Genomic DNA, 16,327 nt, shown 5'->3' on the forward strand with positions numbered 1-16,327 from the left:
AATACACCTTTAACGACTCTGGCTCTTAATGAAAACAATAAAAGGACCGGCGATATTCCTGGCCCAGTTCATGGGCGACGCGGCGCCATTCGATAATCTGAAGTCAATCTGCAAGTGGGCAGCTTCACTCGGCTATATCGGAGTTCAAATTCCAACATGGGATGCACGCTGCATAGATCTTAAGCTGGCTGCGGAAAGCAAAGACTACTGTGATGAATTCAAAGGCATCGTAGAGTCTGCCGGACTACAGGTAACTGAACTGTCAACTCACCTTCAGGGACAGCTCGTAGCTGTTCATCCTGCATATAATGAACTGTTCGATTCGTTCGCTCCGAAGTCGGTGCGAAAGGATCCTAAGGCGCGCACTGCGTGGGCGGTTGATCAGTTAAAGTCTGCAGCTAAGGCAAGTAAGAACCTTGGCCTTAACGCGCACTGTACTTTCTCAGGCGCACTCATGTGGCATACGTTTTATGCATGGCCACAGCGCCCTGCAGGACTTGTTGAAGATGGATTTAAAGAACTGGCAAAACGCTGGCTGCCGATATTGAATACATTCGATAAAGCCGGTGTTGATCTTTGTTATGAGATCCACCCTGGAGAAGATCTCCACGATGGTGCATCTTTCGAACGCTTCTGGGAAGCGGTTGGAAAGCATACACGCTGCAACATCCTCTACGATCCAAGCCACTTCGTATTGCAGCAGCTGGATTATCTCCAGTACATCGACTTCTATCATCAGTTCATTAAGATGTTCCACGTAAAGGATGCCGAGTTCAATCCAACCGGAAGAAGCGGCGTGTATGGTGGATACCAGGATTGGGTTAACCGCCCGGGCCGCTTCCGTTCATTGGGCGACGGACAGGTTGACTTTAAGTCGATCTTCTCCAAGCTTACTCAATACGGTTACGAGGGATGGGCTGTTCTCGAATGGGAGTGCGCTATCAAGCATCCGGAACAGGGTGCTGCCGAAGGTGCGCCATTCATTAAGGACCATATTATCCGCGTGACGGAAAAGGCGTTCGATGACTTCGCCGGTACAGAAAAGAATTCGAAGCTGAACAGAACTGTTCTCGGAATTTAATCTCCGGGAAGAATCAAATAAGAACTAATAGTATAACAAATAACCAATAACCCAATGAAGAAGATTTTTTTGGCGATTGCATTGGTAAGTGCGGCCACCTTTGCACTTACATCATGTGGTTCTAAGAAGGAAGAAGCGAAGGAAGAAGACAAGGATGCTTACGATGCTTATGAAACAGCAGAGCCCAAGAAAGAGTCTGCAGATGATCTCATTGCACAGGGTAAGGCACTTGTAGATGCAAGCGACTGCAAAACCTGTCACCATCCTACGAACAAGATCATCGGTCCTTCGCATACCGATGTTGCTAAGAAGTATGAATTCACTCATGCCAACGTAGGGCTACTGGCCAAGAAGATAATTGAAGGCGGCAGTGGCGTATGGGGTGAGATTCCAATGTCACCACATGCTATCCCAATGGCAGATGCAGAAAAGATGGCGATGTATGTCCTCTCACTCGACGGTGAGAAGATCAAAGACTGAGACATCACGGCAAATATCATTTGAAGTTTGATCTGAAAGAGGCCTCGCATTTTTGCGGGGCCTTTATGCAGATCGTGTAGAACGTATAGCGAACATTAAAACTTACACCCAGAAATCATGAAAAGAATTTACTTGACCTCTATAGTTGCTGCTGCACTTTGCGTAGCAGGTTCACTTCAGGTGGCGGCTCAGAACACGCTTACCGCAAAGGAGAAGAAGGAGGGATGGACACTTTTGTTTGACGGCAAGTCAACATCAGGATGGAGAACATTCAACACACAATCAGCAGGTTCCGGTTGGAAGATTGAAGACGGCGCACTGACGCTCAACAGCGAATCGAAAGAAGGTCGCGGCGATCTGCTCACCGACAAGACATACGAAAACTACGAGTTTAGCATCGAGTGGAAGATTTCCAACTGCGGAAACAGCGGCATCATCTTTAACGTCGTTGAAGATCCAAAGTACAAGGCAACCTATGTTACAGGTCCTGAAATGCAGGTAATCGATAACACCTGCCATCCTGATTCAAAGATCATCAAGCACCGCGCAGGCGATCTCTACGATCTTATCTCCAGCTCAAAGGAAACAGTAAAGCCCGCTGGCGAATGGAACGTTGCTAAGATCGTTTCAGATCACGGTAAGATGCAGTTCTGGCTCAATGGCGAGAAGATTGTGACCTTCACGATGCACGATGCCGCATGGGACCAGATGGTGGCCGGCAGCAAGTTTAAGAGCATGCCTGACTTTGGTAAAGCCACCGGCGGACACATCGCCCTACAGGACCACGGTAACCAGGTTTGGTACCGCAACATCAAGATCAGAGAATTGAAATAATTCTCCCGAAAACATTTTACGCGCCTCCTTTTATGAAATCATATTTATCCATCGTGGTATTGTTTTGCCTTTTGCTTTCCTGTGGGAAGAAGGATCAGGCAAGGGTACTGGTATTTTCGAAAACAAAGGGCTATCGCCACGAGTCCATCGATACGGGGAAAGTCGTATTGATGCAGCTCGGGAAAACGCATGGCTTTGAAGTTGACACAACGGAAGATGCCAGCCTTTTTAATGAAGAAACCCTCAAACGTTACCAGGCCGTTATTTTCCTCAGCACAACCATGGATGTGCTGGACGTTCCCCAGCAGGATGATTTCAAACGCTTCATAGAGGCAGGGGGCGGTTTCGTGGGTATTCACGCTGCAGCGGATACGGAATACGAGTGGCCGTGGTATGGCCGCCTTGTCGGCGCGTGGTTTAAAAGCCATCCAAAGACACAACAGGCCACTGTAAAAAAGGTCAAAGCATTTGGAGAGGATGGCGTTCCTGAAAGCTGGACACGCACCGACGAATGGTACAACTATAAGAAGATCTCCCCCGACATTCAGGTCATCCTGAACCTCGATGAGTCATCTTATGAAGGTGGCGAGAATGGCGACAGCCATCCGATTGCCTGGTATCACGACTTCGAAGGTGGCCGATCATTCTACACGGGCATGGGGCACACGAAGGAAAGTTATGCCGACGCCGTATATCTTGGTCATTTGCTCCAGGGCATACGTTATGCCATCGGCGACAACGTTAAGCTCGACTACAGCAAGGCAAAGACGAAGCGTGCACCAGACGAGAACCGATTCACAAAGACGGTCCTCGACTTCAACCTCGACGAGCCCACGGAGATGGCAGTACTGCCCGATGGACGCGTGATGTTTCTCGAACGCAAGGGTACCGTTAAAATGTACGATCCCGCTGAAGGCAAGATCAAACTGATCAACACTTTCACTCCGGGAACAAAGTTTGAAGACGGCATGATCGGCCTTGCACTTGACCCTAAGTTTGCTGACAATCATTACGTGTACATCTTCTATTCGCATCCCGAGCGCTCGGCAAACATCGTAAGCCGGTTCGTGTTTGCAGATGGCAAGATCGATCAGTCATCGGAGAAGGAAATCATTGAAGTCGTAACACAGCGCGAAACGTGCTGCCATACGGGTGGATCTATGGCATTCGGTCCCGATGGCAATCTTTATGTATCAACAGGTGATAACACCAGTCCTTTTGCTTCTGATGGTTACAGCCCTTCCGATGAAATCCCTGGAAGATCACCCTTCGATGCGCAGAAGTCTTCGGGTAATACCAACGACCTCCGTGGTAAGATCCTCCGCATTCATATTGAACCGGATGGAACTTATACCATCCCTGAAGGAAATCTCTTCGCCAAAGGAGAGGAGAAGACGCGCCCCGAGATTTATGTAATGGGATGCCGCAATCCGTATCGCATTTCATTGGATGAAAAGACTGGCTTCCTTTATTGGGGCGAAGTTGGCCCCGATGCCGGACAAAACGATTCGCTCCGCGGACCTCGTGGCTATGATGAAGTGAACCAGGCCCAGAAGGCAGGTAACTTTGGCTGGCCTTACTTTGTCGGCAACAACTATGCATACGCCAAATACGACTTCGCTAAGAAGGCAGTATTGCAGAAGTGGGATCCTAAAGCGCCACTCAACGAGTCTCCCAACAACACAGGAAAGAGAGAATTGCCTCCTGCAAATGCCGCGTTTGTATGGTATCCTTATGCTAAGTCGGAAGACTTCCCGATGGTGAAGGAAGGCGGACGCAACGCTATGGCTGGACCCGTTTATTACAGCGAGCACTACAAGAATGTAGCCACTGCCTTCCCTGATTACTTCGATGGCAAGTTCCTCATGTACGACTGGATCAGAGGATGGATGTTCCTCGTGACGATGAACCAGGACGGAGCACAGGAGGACATCGAGGCCTTCATGCCGAACACAAAATTCAACAACATCAGCGACATGGCTTATGGTCCCGATGGACGGCTGTACATGATTGAGTATGGAACTGCATGGTTCAAACAGAACATCGATGCACGTCTCGTTCGGATTGATTTCAACGGAGGCAATAGGCCACCAGTTGTAGCCTTCTCATCAGACAAGACCTCGGGCGCCGTACCATTGCAGGTTGCTTTTACATCCAAAGGATCATCAGATCCTGATGGGGATAAGCTGACCTATGAGCTTGAAGTTGATGGTAAGAAGATCCCTTCTGAGAATGGCGACTTCAACGTTGCACTCGATAAGGCCGGAGTCATCAACGCGAAGCTGACAGTTACGGATGATAAAGGCATGGCCGTATCAAGCATCATTCCGATCACTGCGGGCAACCAGCCTCCGGTGGTTAAGGCGAGCATTACCAGTGGCAACAAAACATTTTATTTCCCAGGTACGCCGGTTGGTTATGACGTAAGTGTTACCGACAAAGAGGATGGAGCAACGTCTGATGGCAAGATTGCTAAAGACGCCGTCATCGTGACCTTCGATTACCTCAAAGGCTATGACATGACCCACATCGCGCAGGGCCATCAGCAGGCAGCCATCGAGTTGCCGGGCAAAGCGCTTATCGCAAAGAGCGACTGTAAGGCATGTCACATCATCGATCAAAAGTCCGCTGGTCCTGCATACAAAGATGTAGCGTCGAAGTATAAGGGACAGAAAGACGCCGTAGATCTGCTGGCAGCTAAGGTCATCAAAGGTGGAGCAGGCGTCTGGGGAACAACGGAGATGGCCGCGCATCCCCAGGTGAGCGTTGACGATGCTCGCCAGATGGTTCAATATATCCTTTCTCTGGCCGACGATAAGGAGCAGCGGAGGCTTCCGCTGAGCGGAACGGTGACGCCCGGTAATGAAACCGACGGAGCCTATGTGCTCACGGCCAGCTACAACGATAAGGCTCAGGGCGCAGTTCCCTCGCTTTCCGCAACCGATGCGGTATTGCTCCGAAGCAACGTGCTCAGTGCCAATGCAGTATCAGAGCTTCAAACCGCACGAAAGATCAACTACCAGGGCCAATGGGGACTGGAGAACCTGCGCGACGGCTCCTATGCCGTATATAAGAATCTTGACATGAGCGGTATCAAAAAAGCGACAGCGACAACTTATATTGTGGATAAGAACACCAACACTGGTGGTGACATCGAGATCCGTCTGGACAAGCCCGATGGCAAGCTCATTGGAAAAGTAACTTTCTCCAAAGTCGGGGTAGCTGCTGTATCCACAAGTTTGCAGGCTGAAACCGGCAACCACGATCTGTACCTTGTATTCAGGAGCCCGGATGCAAAGGAAAAGTCGATGTTCTATTTCAGCACCCTCAAGTTGGAGAACAAATAGCCCATTCAACTACACCCAAACCAAACCTGATATGAAACGAAGAGAGTTTGTACAAACAGCATCCTTTGCAGCCGTAGGCTTGCTGTCCCTTCCGTCTTTTCTGGCGGCCGGAAAATCGCAGAAGGGCATGGGACTTGCCTTATATGCTGTTCGCGAGTCTATCATGAAGGACCCCAAAGGCGTACTGCAAAAAGTAGCCGGCTTTGGTTATAAAGATCTTGAAACGTTTAGCTATAAAGATGGCCAGATCTTCGGAATGAACTTTTCGGACTTCTGTAATCACGCCAAGAGCCTTGGCATGAAGGTTACCAGCGGACACTATGGTCTGGCCCAGATAACAGGAGATACCTGGCTGAAGGCTGTTGACGATGCCAAGAAGAACGGTCAGGAGTTCATGGTGATGCCCTATCTGGTAGAAGCCGATCGTAAGTCAATCGATGACTATAAGAAGATCTGCGCTGCTCTTAATGCAGCAGGAGAGGTCTGCAATAAGAACGGTATTCGCTTCCAGTATCATAACCACGCCTTCGAATTCGAAACCTTGGATGGTCAGATTCCATTTGATGTGATGCTGAAAGAACTCGATCCCAAGAAGGTAGGAATAGAATTAGACCTTTACTGGATCATCCGCGGCGGGCACGATCCTGTGAAGTACTTCAACGCATTCCCGGGCCGGTTCGAGCAGTGGCACATTAAAGACATGAGCAAGGACGACAATACTAAAAATTCCAATGTTGGCGACGGCTCAATCGACTTCAAGAGCTTGTTCGCACAGGCCAAGAAGGCTGGTATGAAGCATTGGTATGTTGAGTATGATACGTTCCCCGGCGATCCTATTGAAAGCGTAGCAGCGTCGGCGAAATATCTCAAGACCCTGCACTAAAGCACTAAACTGAAAACACAAAAGGTCGCCCGAAATGGCGATCTTTGTGTTTATATATTAATCTGACTATGAAAGTTGTCAATTTTCTGCTCGCCGTCATGTTTCTGATTTTTGCCTTTGTGCAAATCAATGACCCCGATCCGCTGATATGGATATTGATCTATGGGGCAATGGCGGTGGTGTGTGTGATGGCAATATTCTCGTATTATCCTTTGAGGTTTCTTGTTGTTCTATTGGTTGCTTACCTGGCATACAGCGTATTCTACTTCAAGGGTGTGATGGAATGGTTAAGACAGGACAACAAAGCCCTCTTGTTTGACGACATCGCTAAGATGGAACATTGGTATATTGAAGAAGCCCGCGAGTTCTTAGGCCTTCTTATTTGTATGATTGTAGTGGTTATTTATATCGTTCAGGCGAGGAAACGCAGCGTGGCCTGAGGATAATCACCATATCATCAACGATTTTGAAGAGACAGCGCAAAAAGCTGTCTTTTCTTTTTAAATTCAAGCCCTATGAGAGGTCTTATACCTTGCCTTGCTACTATTGTTTTGCTGGTCGCCTGCTCGAAGCAGAAAGAAAAAATCCCACCACTCATGTCAAACGACAACGGTTCAGGAAAAATCGCGATATATCAGGTGATGACGCGTTTGTTTGGTAACAAGAACACGAACAACAAACCCAACGGTACGCGTGATGAAAACGGTGTCGGTAAGTTCAACGACATCGATGCGCGCGCCCTGAAGGCAATCAAAGAGATGGGCATAACCCACGTTTGGTACACGGGAGTGATTGAGCATGCCCTGTTAACTGATTACTCGGCACAGGGAATTCCTGCCGACGATCCCGATGTGGTGAAAGGCATCGCGGGTTCTCCATACGCGATCAAAGACTACTATGATGTCAATCCTGATCTTGCCGTAAGCCCGGCGAACAGGATGGCAGAGTTTGAACAACTCGTGCGCCGTACGCATGAGAACGGTCTGAAGGTCATTATCGATTTTGTTCCTAACCACGTGGCGCGTCGTTACCATTCTGATAAGAAACCCGCTGGCGTTGTCGACCTCGGCGGGAAAGACATCGATACGCTTGCATTCAGTGCTTCCAATAATTTCTATTATATACCCGGAAGCACCTTTCAGCCACCGAAGCGCAGTGCATCAGCATTCGCTGAGTTCGATGGAAAGTTTGATGAGACGCCGGCAAAGGTTACCGGCAATAACGTCTTTTCCGCTTCACCCAGTCTTACGGATTGGTACGAAACGGTAAAGCTCAACTATGGCGTCGACTATCAGCATAACAATGCAACACACTTTGATCCGGTGCCGGACACATGGATCAAGATGCGTGACATACTTAAGTTCTGGGCTTCAAAGAATGTAGACGGCTTTCGCTGCGATATGGCCGAAATGGTTCCTGTCGAATTCTGGCACTGGGTAATTCCTCAGGTCAAGTCCGAGAACCATGAGCTGATCTTCATTGCCGAAATTTATAATCCGGCATTATACAGAAGCTACCTGGAACAGGGCGGATTCAACTATCTCTACGACAAGGTCCAGTTGTATGATACGCTGCGGTTGTTAACATCCGGCCAGCGGTCCACCCGTGAAATAGTGGATATCCGCCAGTCACTGCATGGTATCAATCACAACATGCTTCACTTCCTGGAGAACCACGACGAGCAAAGAATAGCATCGAGATTTTTTGCTGGAGATCCATGGAAAGCAGTACCAGCCATGGTCGTGAGCGCGACGTTAGATAGGGGAGCCGTTATGATCTACTTTGGCCAGGAGGTAGGTGAGCCGGGCGCAGGTAACGAAGGATTTCAGGGCGACGACGGACGCACAACTATTTACGATTACTGGGGTGTGCCTGAGCATCAGAAGTGGATGAACCACGGTAGATTCAATGGTGATTCTTTATCTGCCGAACAAAAGCAGTTAAGAATGTTTTACAGCGACCTCACAACACTCGCGACCACTAATGAAGCTATATCTTCAGGTGAGTACGCCGACCTCACAGTCCATAATCAAGCCAACGGAAACTTTAACGACAAGGTGCACGCTTTTGTCAGGTATGCAGGTGAAGAAAGACTTCTGATCGTGACCACCTACAGCGCTGAGCCACTTACTATAAAAGTCCAGATTCCTCAGGACATCGTCACCCAAATGGGGCTTGACAACAGCAGCGCATATATAGCACGTGATCTGCTGTGGCGGGATGCCGAAGTTGGCTTCAGTGCCGACTACACATTCGAATTGAAGTGTAAGCCCTTTAGTTCTTTTATATTTAAGATTAAGTAATTAACAGTATCCGCTGAGGATGCTGTTTTCATTATACGAGCTACAACCATGATCAAGATACCAGGAACATCGCGTGTCATCATTGAGAATGTTCAGCCGTTCATCGACAATGGCCTCTATCCTGCGAAGCGCACGGTAGGAGAGCAGGTGGATGTTACGGCCGATATTCTCGGAGATGGTCACGATCATATCCGCGCGCGCGTGCTTTTCAAAAAGTCGTCAGAGTCGAACTGGCATGAGACTGAAATGACTCACCTCGGAAACGACTTTTGGAAAGGAACATTTGATACAACTGAAAAGGGCATCTATCACTTTAAAGTCACGGCATGGATCGATCATTTCGATACCTGGTACGATGGCTTCAAAAAGAAGGCAGCAGCGAATGTTGATGTTCAGCTTGAGTTGAGAGAAGGTGTCGTGTTTCTGAAGACTTTGGAAACGCGCAAACATAAACTGACTCACGCTATTGCGCGTCTGGAAGGTAGCTACGATGAAGCTGTTGCTTATGTACGGTCGGATGAATTCGCGCATGTTGTTCACGATCATCCTCTGATTGATCACGCAACAACTACCGAGCGCGTATACGAAGTCGTGGTCGAAAGCAAGCGTGTAAACTTCACGGCGTGGTACGAGTTGTTTCCCAGGTCTGCATCACTGGATAACAGGCATGGCACGTTCCGCGATGTGATCAAATTACTACCGCGTATTGAAGCAATGGGCTTCGATGTTCTTTATCTTCCTCCGATCCATCCAATAGGAAAAGTTAACCGCAAGGGTAAGAACAATACGGTAAAGGCGGAGCCGGGTGAACCCGGTTCTCCCTGGGCGATTGGAAGCGATGAAGGCGGACATAAGTCAGTACTTCCCGCGTTAGGCACGCTGGATGACTATAAGATGCTCATCACTGAAGCAAAGTCACATGGACTCGACATCGCGCTCGATCTTGCATTCCAGTGCGCGCCGGATCATCCTTATGTGAAGGAGCATCCGGACTGGTTCAAGCAACGTCCCGACGGTTCTATTCAATACGCTGAGAATCCACCAAAGAAATATCAGGACATCTATCCATTCAACTTCGAATGCAATGACTGGCAGGCGCTGTGGATGGAATTGAAGTCAGTAATTACATTCTGGATCGATCAGGGCGTGACCATCTTTCGCGTCGATAACCCTCATACGAAACCAACGCCGTTCTGGCAGTGGGTTATTGGTGAGGTAAACAAATCATACGCTGATATCATATTTCTGGCGGAAGCATTTACGAGACCCCGCATTATGGCCTCCCTTGCAAAAGCAGGCTTTAATCAATCCTATACTTACTTCACCTGGCGTGTTCACAAACAGGAGATCGTTGAATACATGAACGAGCTTGTGTATGGCCAGTCGCGAAATTACTACCGTCCGAATTTCTGGCCCAATACTCCAGACATTCTTCCATACCATCTGCAGCATCAGGGAGAAAACATATTCATCATGCGTTACGCGTTGGCAGCAACGCTTTCATCGAATTACGGCATGTACGGACCTGCATATGAGTTGTACGACAACCAACCTTTGCCAGGTCGCGAAGAGTACATGAACTCCGAGAAGTTCGAGGTAAAGCACTACGACTGGAAACGCACGACGCGGCTGACCGACATCATTACGCTGGTAAATCGTGCGCGCAAAGAAAACGACGCACTACACTCGACGTGGAACCTGCAGTTCTGCCAGATAGATAATGGTTTCCTCCTCAGTTATCTGAAGGCAACTCCGGACCTGAGCAACATCATTCTGGTCGTCGTTAATCTCGATCCCAATGGAACGCAATCGGGCTACGTACAGCTGCCTAAAGACCGCCTGAAACTTGGAGACCATATTCATGTTCGCGTCCGCGATCTTATAACAGAAGAAGTATACACATGGACTCAGGAGTGGAACTTTATTTCTCTCGATCCATACAAGATGCCATTCCATTTATTCAAGGTGGAGATCGGAGATCCTTTCCAATAGTTGCATGAAGACTTCGCCAAAGGCCAACGAAGCATTATGGTTTAAGGACGCAATCATCTATGAGGTGTCCGTGCGCGCTTTCTATGATGGCGACGGCGACGGCATTGGCGACTTTCAGGGCCTCATAGAAAAGCTTGACTATCTTGAAGACCTTGGCATCAACACGATCTGGTTGTTGCCCTTCTTTCCATCGCCATTGCGCGATGATGGATTCGATGTAACAGAATATTGTGATGTGCACCCTGACTATGGGACGCTGGCAGACTTTAAGCAGTTCCTGAAGGAGGCACACCGTAGAAATATCAAAGTGATCACGGAGTTGATATTGAATCACACTTCGGATCAGCATCCGTGGTTTAAGCGAGCACGAAAAGCGAAAGCCGGATCCAGGTTTCGCGATATGTACGTGTGGAGTGATTCCATCGATCGCTATAAAGAAGCACGCGTTATATTCTCGGCAGAAGATTCAAACTGGACCTGGGACTCTGATGCCCGTGCCTATTACTGGCACCGCTTTTACAAGCACCAGCCCGAGCTAAACTTCGACAGCGTCGATGTCCAGCTCGAGATGATTAAGGTAGTCGACTTCTGGATGAAACTTGGAGTAGATGGGTTTCGTCTCGCATCCGTTGCCTTCCTGTTTGAAGAGGAGGGGACCAGCAGCGAGAATCTACCGCAGACCCATGCCTTCCTGAGAAAGCTTCGCTCGCACATCGACAAGAACTACCGTAACAGGATACTTATTGCAGAAGCGAACCTCTGGCCTGAAGATGCTGCTGCATATTTCGGAGATGGAAGAGAATGCCAGATGAACTTTCACTATCCACTCATGCCGCGGATGTTCCTCGCGCTGAGAACGGAGGATAGTTATCCTATCATTGACATTATTGAACAAACGCCTGAAACTCCTGAGACAAGTCAGTGGGCCGTGTTTCTTCGAAACCACGACGAGCTTGGACTGGAGATGGTGACGGAGGAGGAGAAGGATTATCTGATGAAGGCGTATGCGGACGATGCCGGCACAAAGTTCAACGTTGGCATCAGGCGCAGGCTCGCTCCGTTGATGAACAACGACAGGCGAAAGATTGAACTATTGCACGCCATTCTTTTCTCTCTGCCGGGCACGCCGGTGCTTTACTACGGCGACGAGATTGGAATGGGCGATAATGTATACCTCGGTGATCGCTTCGGTGTGCGTACGCCGATGCAATGGAACATGAATCCTAATGCAGGATTCTCCACGGCCAATCCGCAAAGATTATATCTGCCAATTATTACCGATCCGGTCTACCGCCATGAATCTGTAAATGTGGCCACGCAGGAACAGAACCATTCATCGCTGTTGTGGTGGATCAAGAACGTGATGGCTATGCGCAAGCGCCTCGGCATCTTTGGCAGGGGCTCGATGAAGTTTATAGAATCAACGAATGGACGGGTGATGGCATTCGTTCGCTCGTATGAAGGTCTTCAAATCATCACCGTAGCAAACCTGTCGCAGTTTCCCCAGTCTGCAACGCTGAGGCTAAACGATTATCGCGGCTGCGAAGTGATTGAAGTATTCAGTCAGAACCGCTTCATGAGTGTCGATGTAAATGATTATCCGATCACCATCGGTCCCTATGGTTATTTCTGGTTTCAGCTTGATCCGCCCGAAAAGAAAGATCGCAGTGAGGCAAGCGGCGAGCTTCCGGTGATCACTACGGACACATCATGGGAGAAATTCTTCGATGACTACAGTGAAGTGCGCACGCTTGAACGCAAGATCCTTCCTCCTTTCATGAGGAAGTGTCGCTGGTTTGGCGGAAAGGCAAAAGTGGTGAGCAAAGTGAGCGTCAACAAGGCGATAGCGCTGAAGGTTGAACGCGACATGCATTTCCTTCTGATACTCGAAGTACAATATGTTCAGCGATTGCCCGAACTGTACTTCCTGCCGGTAACATTTATGCCGGAGAAGCTGATGAGTGATCGCGTGGAGTATTCTGCACAGAGTGTTGCTTGTCGGGCCGAAATCCAGGGTGAGCCTGGTTTTATCGTTGACAGCAGCTACGACAAACCATTCCGGGATTTTCTCTTTCTCAGCATGGCAAAGGAAAGCCGCATTCGCGTCGACGAGGGCGGAACACTTCAGTTTCATTCCAGTGTATTCGCGAAGATCGATCAGGACAAGGCCATTGACTCTAAGATCCTCAAGACAGACCAAAGCAATACCTCTGTCATTTATAACAATCAGTACTTTTTCAAGTTCTATAGAAAGCTTGAAAAGGAATTGAACCCTGAGGTCGAGGTAGTGCGATTCCTATCTGAACGTACATCATTTCAAAACTCTCCCCGGTATGCAGGAAGTTTTGAATTCAGGGATCAGCAAGGTAAAGTAATAGTGTTTGGACTCTTGCAGGAGAAGGTCGACAACCAGGGCGAAGCCTGGGGACTCGCCCTGGAAGCTGTTGGGAAATATTATGACAGGATCCTTTCAAAGGATGCGGCGTTAACACCACCACCTCTTGTTAACAGTGTGAGCCTTCGCTTTGATGAAACGCCTCTGCCATTACAGGAGTTGATTGGGCGCGGATTTTACGAGCGTATCGTTCGGCTGGCCCAGCGTACGGCTGAAATGCATCAGGCGCTTGCGTCGGACAAATCAAACGCGGCATTTGCGCCGGAGCAGATCACTCCCAATTACCAACGGTCGCTCTACTCGTCGTTCAGGAAGCTAGTGCGCGATCGCTTTAACCTGCTTGAACATTCTATTTCTAAAATTGATCCGGCAGCACAGGACCTTGCCAAAAAAGTGCTGGCGATGGAGGACGATATTCTTGCCTGTTTTGCACAGGTGAATCAATACAGGATCTCCGGCGAGAAGATCCGTGTTCATGGAGACTATCACCTGGGACAGGTGCTCTTCACAGGGAGTGATTTTGTAATCATTGACTTTGAAGGCGAGCCCGGTGTTTCATTCAACGAGAGAAGGCTTAAGAAAAGTCCATTGAAAGATGTTGCCGGAATGATGAGGTCACTGCATTATGCCGCGCTCGGAAAGATATTGCTAAGCGATACATACCGGAAGGAGGAAATCGGGCGGCTTGAGAAATGGGCAGACCAATGGCAACATTATGTCAACCGGTATTTTCTGGGCGCTTATTTGCAGGCGATGGGGTTAGAGACGCGATTCAGTGCGCAGCATGAGATATTGCTTCTTACACTGCTCCTGGAGAAGGCCATCTACGAATTGGGCTATGAGCTGAATGGCCGGCCGGCATGGACAATTGTTCCGTTGCGGGGGATTTACTATCTCATGCAGCGTTATCTTGCTGAAAAGGAAGACAAGGGGAAATGAGGCGCAGCACCATCTGTGGTGCTTTATACATTATCAACACGACGCTAAAAAAGGAAAGTCATGGCAAAGAAAGGCGCATCCAAAAAATCGATGTCCACTCCATCGGACGCATTTACACTGATCACTGACTTTGATGTGCACCTGTTCAAGACGGGAAAGCACTATAAACTTTACGAAAAGCTGGGCGCTCATTATGTCGACAACGGTACCCATAAGGGTACGTACTTCGCTGTGTGGGCTCCGAACGCTAAAGCCATCTCTGTTATTGGAAATTTTAATCACTGGAAGGAATCAGTACATAAGCTTTCTCCCCGTTGGGATGAGTCTGGAATTTGGGAAGGCCTCTTTACCGACATCAATCACGGCGAAGCATACAAATATGCTATTCATTCCAACACCGGAGAGTTCCTCGAAAAGTCAGACCCTTTCGGGTCTTTATCGGAAGAGCCACCACGCACGGCTTCCATTGTGTGGGAAACCCATTACGAATGGAAAGACTCGGTATGGATGTCGGACCGGAAAAAGAAGGCTACTGCGAAGAAGCCCTATTCAATATATGAAGTGCACCTCGGCTCCTGGCGACGAAAGCAGAAGGATGATGGTGAGTTCGAGTGGCTGACTTATCCCGAACTGGCAGAGCAACTCGTTCCATACGTTAAGGAAATGGGCTTCACGCACGTGGAGTTTCTTCCGGTGATGGAGCATCCCTTTTATGGTTCATGGGGCTATCAGCTCACGGGATACTTTGCGCCAACGAGTCGTTATGGAAGCCCTTCTGATTTCATGTATCTCGTGGATTGCTTTCATCGTGAAGACATTGGGGTCATATTGGATTGGGTTCCATCGCACTTCCCCGGCGACGCTCATGGCCTTTACAAGTTCGATGGAACATTCCTGTATGAGCATGAAGATCCGAGAAAAGGATTCCATCCTGATTGGAAGAGCTACATATTCAATTATGGACGAAATGAAGTAAGGTCATTCCTTATCAGCAATGCTGTGTTCTGGCTGGATCGTTATCATATCGACGGACTTCGTGTCGATGCAGTAGCTTCAATGCTTTATCTGGATTATTCACGGAAAGCCGGTGAGTGGATACCGAACTCGTACGGTGGAAACGAAAATATCGAAGCCATCAGTTTTCTGAAGGAGATGAATGAGGTGGTATATAATCAGTTTCCTGATGCAGTGACGATTGCTGAAGAGTCTACGTCATGGACGGGCGTTTCAAGGCCGACTTATCTTGGCGGGCTTGGCTTCGGACAGAAATGGATGATGGGATGGATGCACGACACGCTCCACTATTTTAGTCAGGATCCCGTGTATAGGAAGTACCACCAGAACGAGATCACCTTCAGCATTGTTTATGCGTTCACAGAAAATTTCATGCTGCCTCTCTCTCACGATGAAGTCGTGCACGGCAAGGGATCCATCGCCGGTAAGATGCCTGGTGACGAGTGGCAGAAGTTCGCCAACCTTCGCTTGTTGTACGGCTATATGTTCACTCACCCTGGAACGAAGCTGCTGTTTATGGGGGGTGAGTTTGGTCAGACGTCTGAATGGAACCATGAGAAAAGCCTCGACTGGCATCTGCTTGACTACGGAGTTCATCAGGGTCTGCAGAAGTTTGTTGCGGACCTCAATCGATTTTACGCCGCTGAAAAGGCGCTTTATCAATATCAGTTTGAGCACAAAGGATTCAGCTGGATTGATTATTCCGATCAGGAGAATAGTGTGATCGCATATCAGCGGCAGGCCGATACTAAAGAAGATCTGATCATTGTGATCTGTAACTTTACTCCGATTGTTCGTCAGCATTACCGGATTGGTGTTCCTCAGCGTGGCTTTTGGAAGGAAGTGCTAAGCTCTGATCACAGTAAATACAACGGCAGCGGTGTGCTTAATGATAATCCGGTGATGACGAGCCCTGTAAAATTCCATGGGAGAGATTATTCGATTTCATTAACTTTACCTCCGCTGGGCATCTCCGTTTGGAAACTTGAACGCGAAGTGAGCGAATTTGATCTCCCTGCTTAGATTTTTTACAAGCATGTGAACTGGGACCCGGCTTGA

The 16,327-nt window shown here is 48.6% G+C and carries 10 protein-coding genes; all 10 read left to right on the plus strand.

Annotated features, from left to right (window positions below; genetic code table 11):
• Positions 1-28 precede the first annotated feature (28 nt).
• The 10 genes from WBG78_RS27340 to glgB all read left to right on the plus strand — a co-directional run bounded on the left by WBG78_RS27340 (position 29) and on the right by glgB (position 16,291).
• Entirely contained in the window at positions 29-1,081 is a 1,053-nt protein-coding gene (locus WBG78_RS27340; RefSeq protein ID WP_337329705.1) for a sugar phosphate isomerase/epimerase family protein, read from the plus strand.
• 54 nt (positions 1,082-1,135) lie between these two features.
• Positions 1,136-1,561, plus strand: coding sequence for a c-type cytochrome (locus WBG78_RS27345; RefSeq protein ID WP_337329706.1), 426 nt, complete (start codon positions 1,136-1,138; stop codon positions 1,559-1,561).
• Between the two features lie 117 nt (positions 1,562-1,678).
• Entirely contained in the window at positions 1,679-2,395 is a 717-nt protein-coding gene (locus WBG78_RS27350; protein ID WP_337329707.1) for a 3-keto-disaccharide hydrolase, read from the plus strand.
• A gap of 32 nt (positions 2,396-2,427) precedes the next feature.
• Positions 2,428-5,742, plus strand: a complete 3,315-nt coding sequence (locus tag WBG78_RS27355) for a ThuA domain-containing protein (protein ID WP_337329708.1) — start codon at positions 2,428-2,430, stop codon at positions 5,740-5,742.
• Between the two features lie 31 nt (positions 5,743-5,773).
• A complete protein-coding gene (locus WBG78_RS27360; protein WP_337329709.1) occupies positions 5,774-6,625 on the plus strand; it encodes a sugar phosphate isomerase/epimerase family protein in 852 nt (283 codons plus the stop codon).
• A 68-nt stretch (positions 6,626-6,693) separates the two neighbouring features.
• Positions 6,694-7,065, plus strand: a complete 372-nt coding sequence (locus WBG78_RS27365; RefSeq protein WP_337329710.1) for a transmembrane 220 family protein — start codon at positions 6,694-6,696, stop codon at positions 7,063-7,065.
• A 75-nt stretch (positions 7,066-7,140) separates the two neighbouring features.
• Positions 7,141-8,928, plus strand: a complete 1,788-nt coding sequence (locus tag WBG78_RS27370) for an alpha-amylase family protein (protein WP_337329711.1) — start codon at positions 7,141-7,143, stop codon at positions 8,926-8,928.
• A gap of 48 nt (positions 8,929-8,976) precedes the next feature.
• Positions 8,977-10,920: an alpha-1,4-glucan--maltose-1-phosphate maltosyltransferase gene (locus WBG78_RS27375; protein ID WP_337329712.1), complete on the plus strand. Its 1,944-nt coding sequence runs from the start codon at positions 8,977-8,979 to the stop codon at positions 10,918-10,920.
• Between the two features lie 4 nt (positions 10,921-10,924).
• Positions 10,925-14,254: a maltose alpha-D-glucosyltransferase gene (treS, locus tag WBG78_RS27380; RefSeq protein ID WP_337329713.1), complete on the plus strand. Its 3,330-nt coding sequence runs from the start codon at positions 10,925-10,927 to the stop codon at positions 14,252-14,254.
• A 60-nt stretch (positions 14,255-14,314) separates the two neighbouring features.
• Positions 14,315-16,291 (plus strand): 1,4-alpha-glucan branching protein GlgB, encoded by a 1,977-nt coding sequence (gene glgB, locus WBG78_RS27385; RefSeq protein ID WP_337329714.1) that lies wholly within the window; start codon positions 14,315-14,317, stop codon positions 16,289-16,291.
• The last annotated feature ends 36 nt before the right edge of the window (positions 16,292-16,327 follow it).

It is taken from the genome of Chryseolinea sp. T2, from assembly GCF_037203685.1.
In the GTDB taxonomy this organism is placed as follows: domain Bacteria; phylum Bacteroidota; class Bacteroidia; order Cytophagales; family Cyclobacteriaceae; genus Chryseolinea.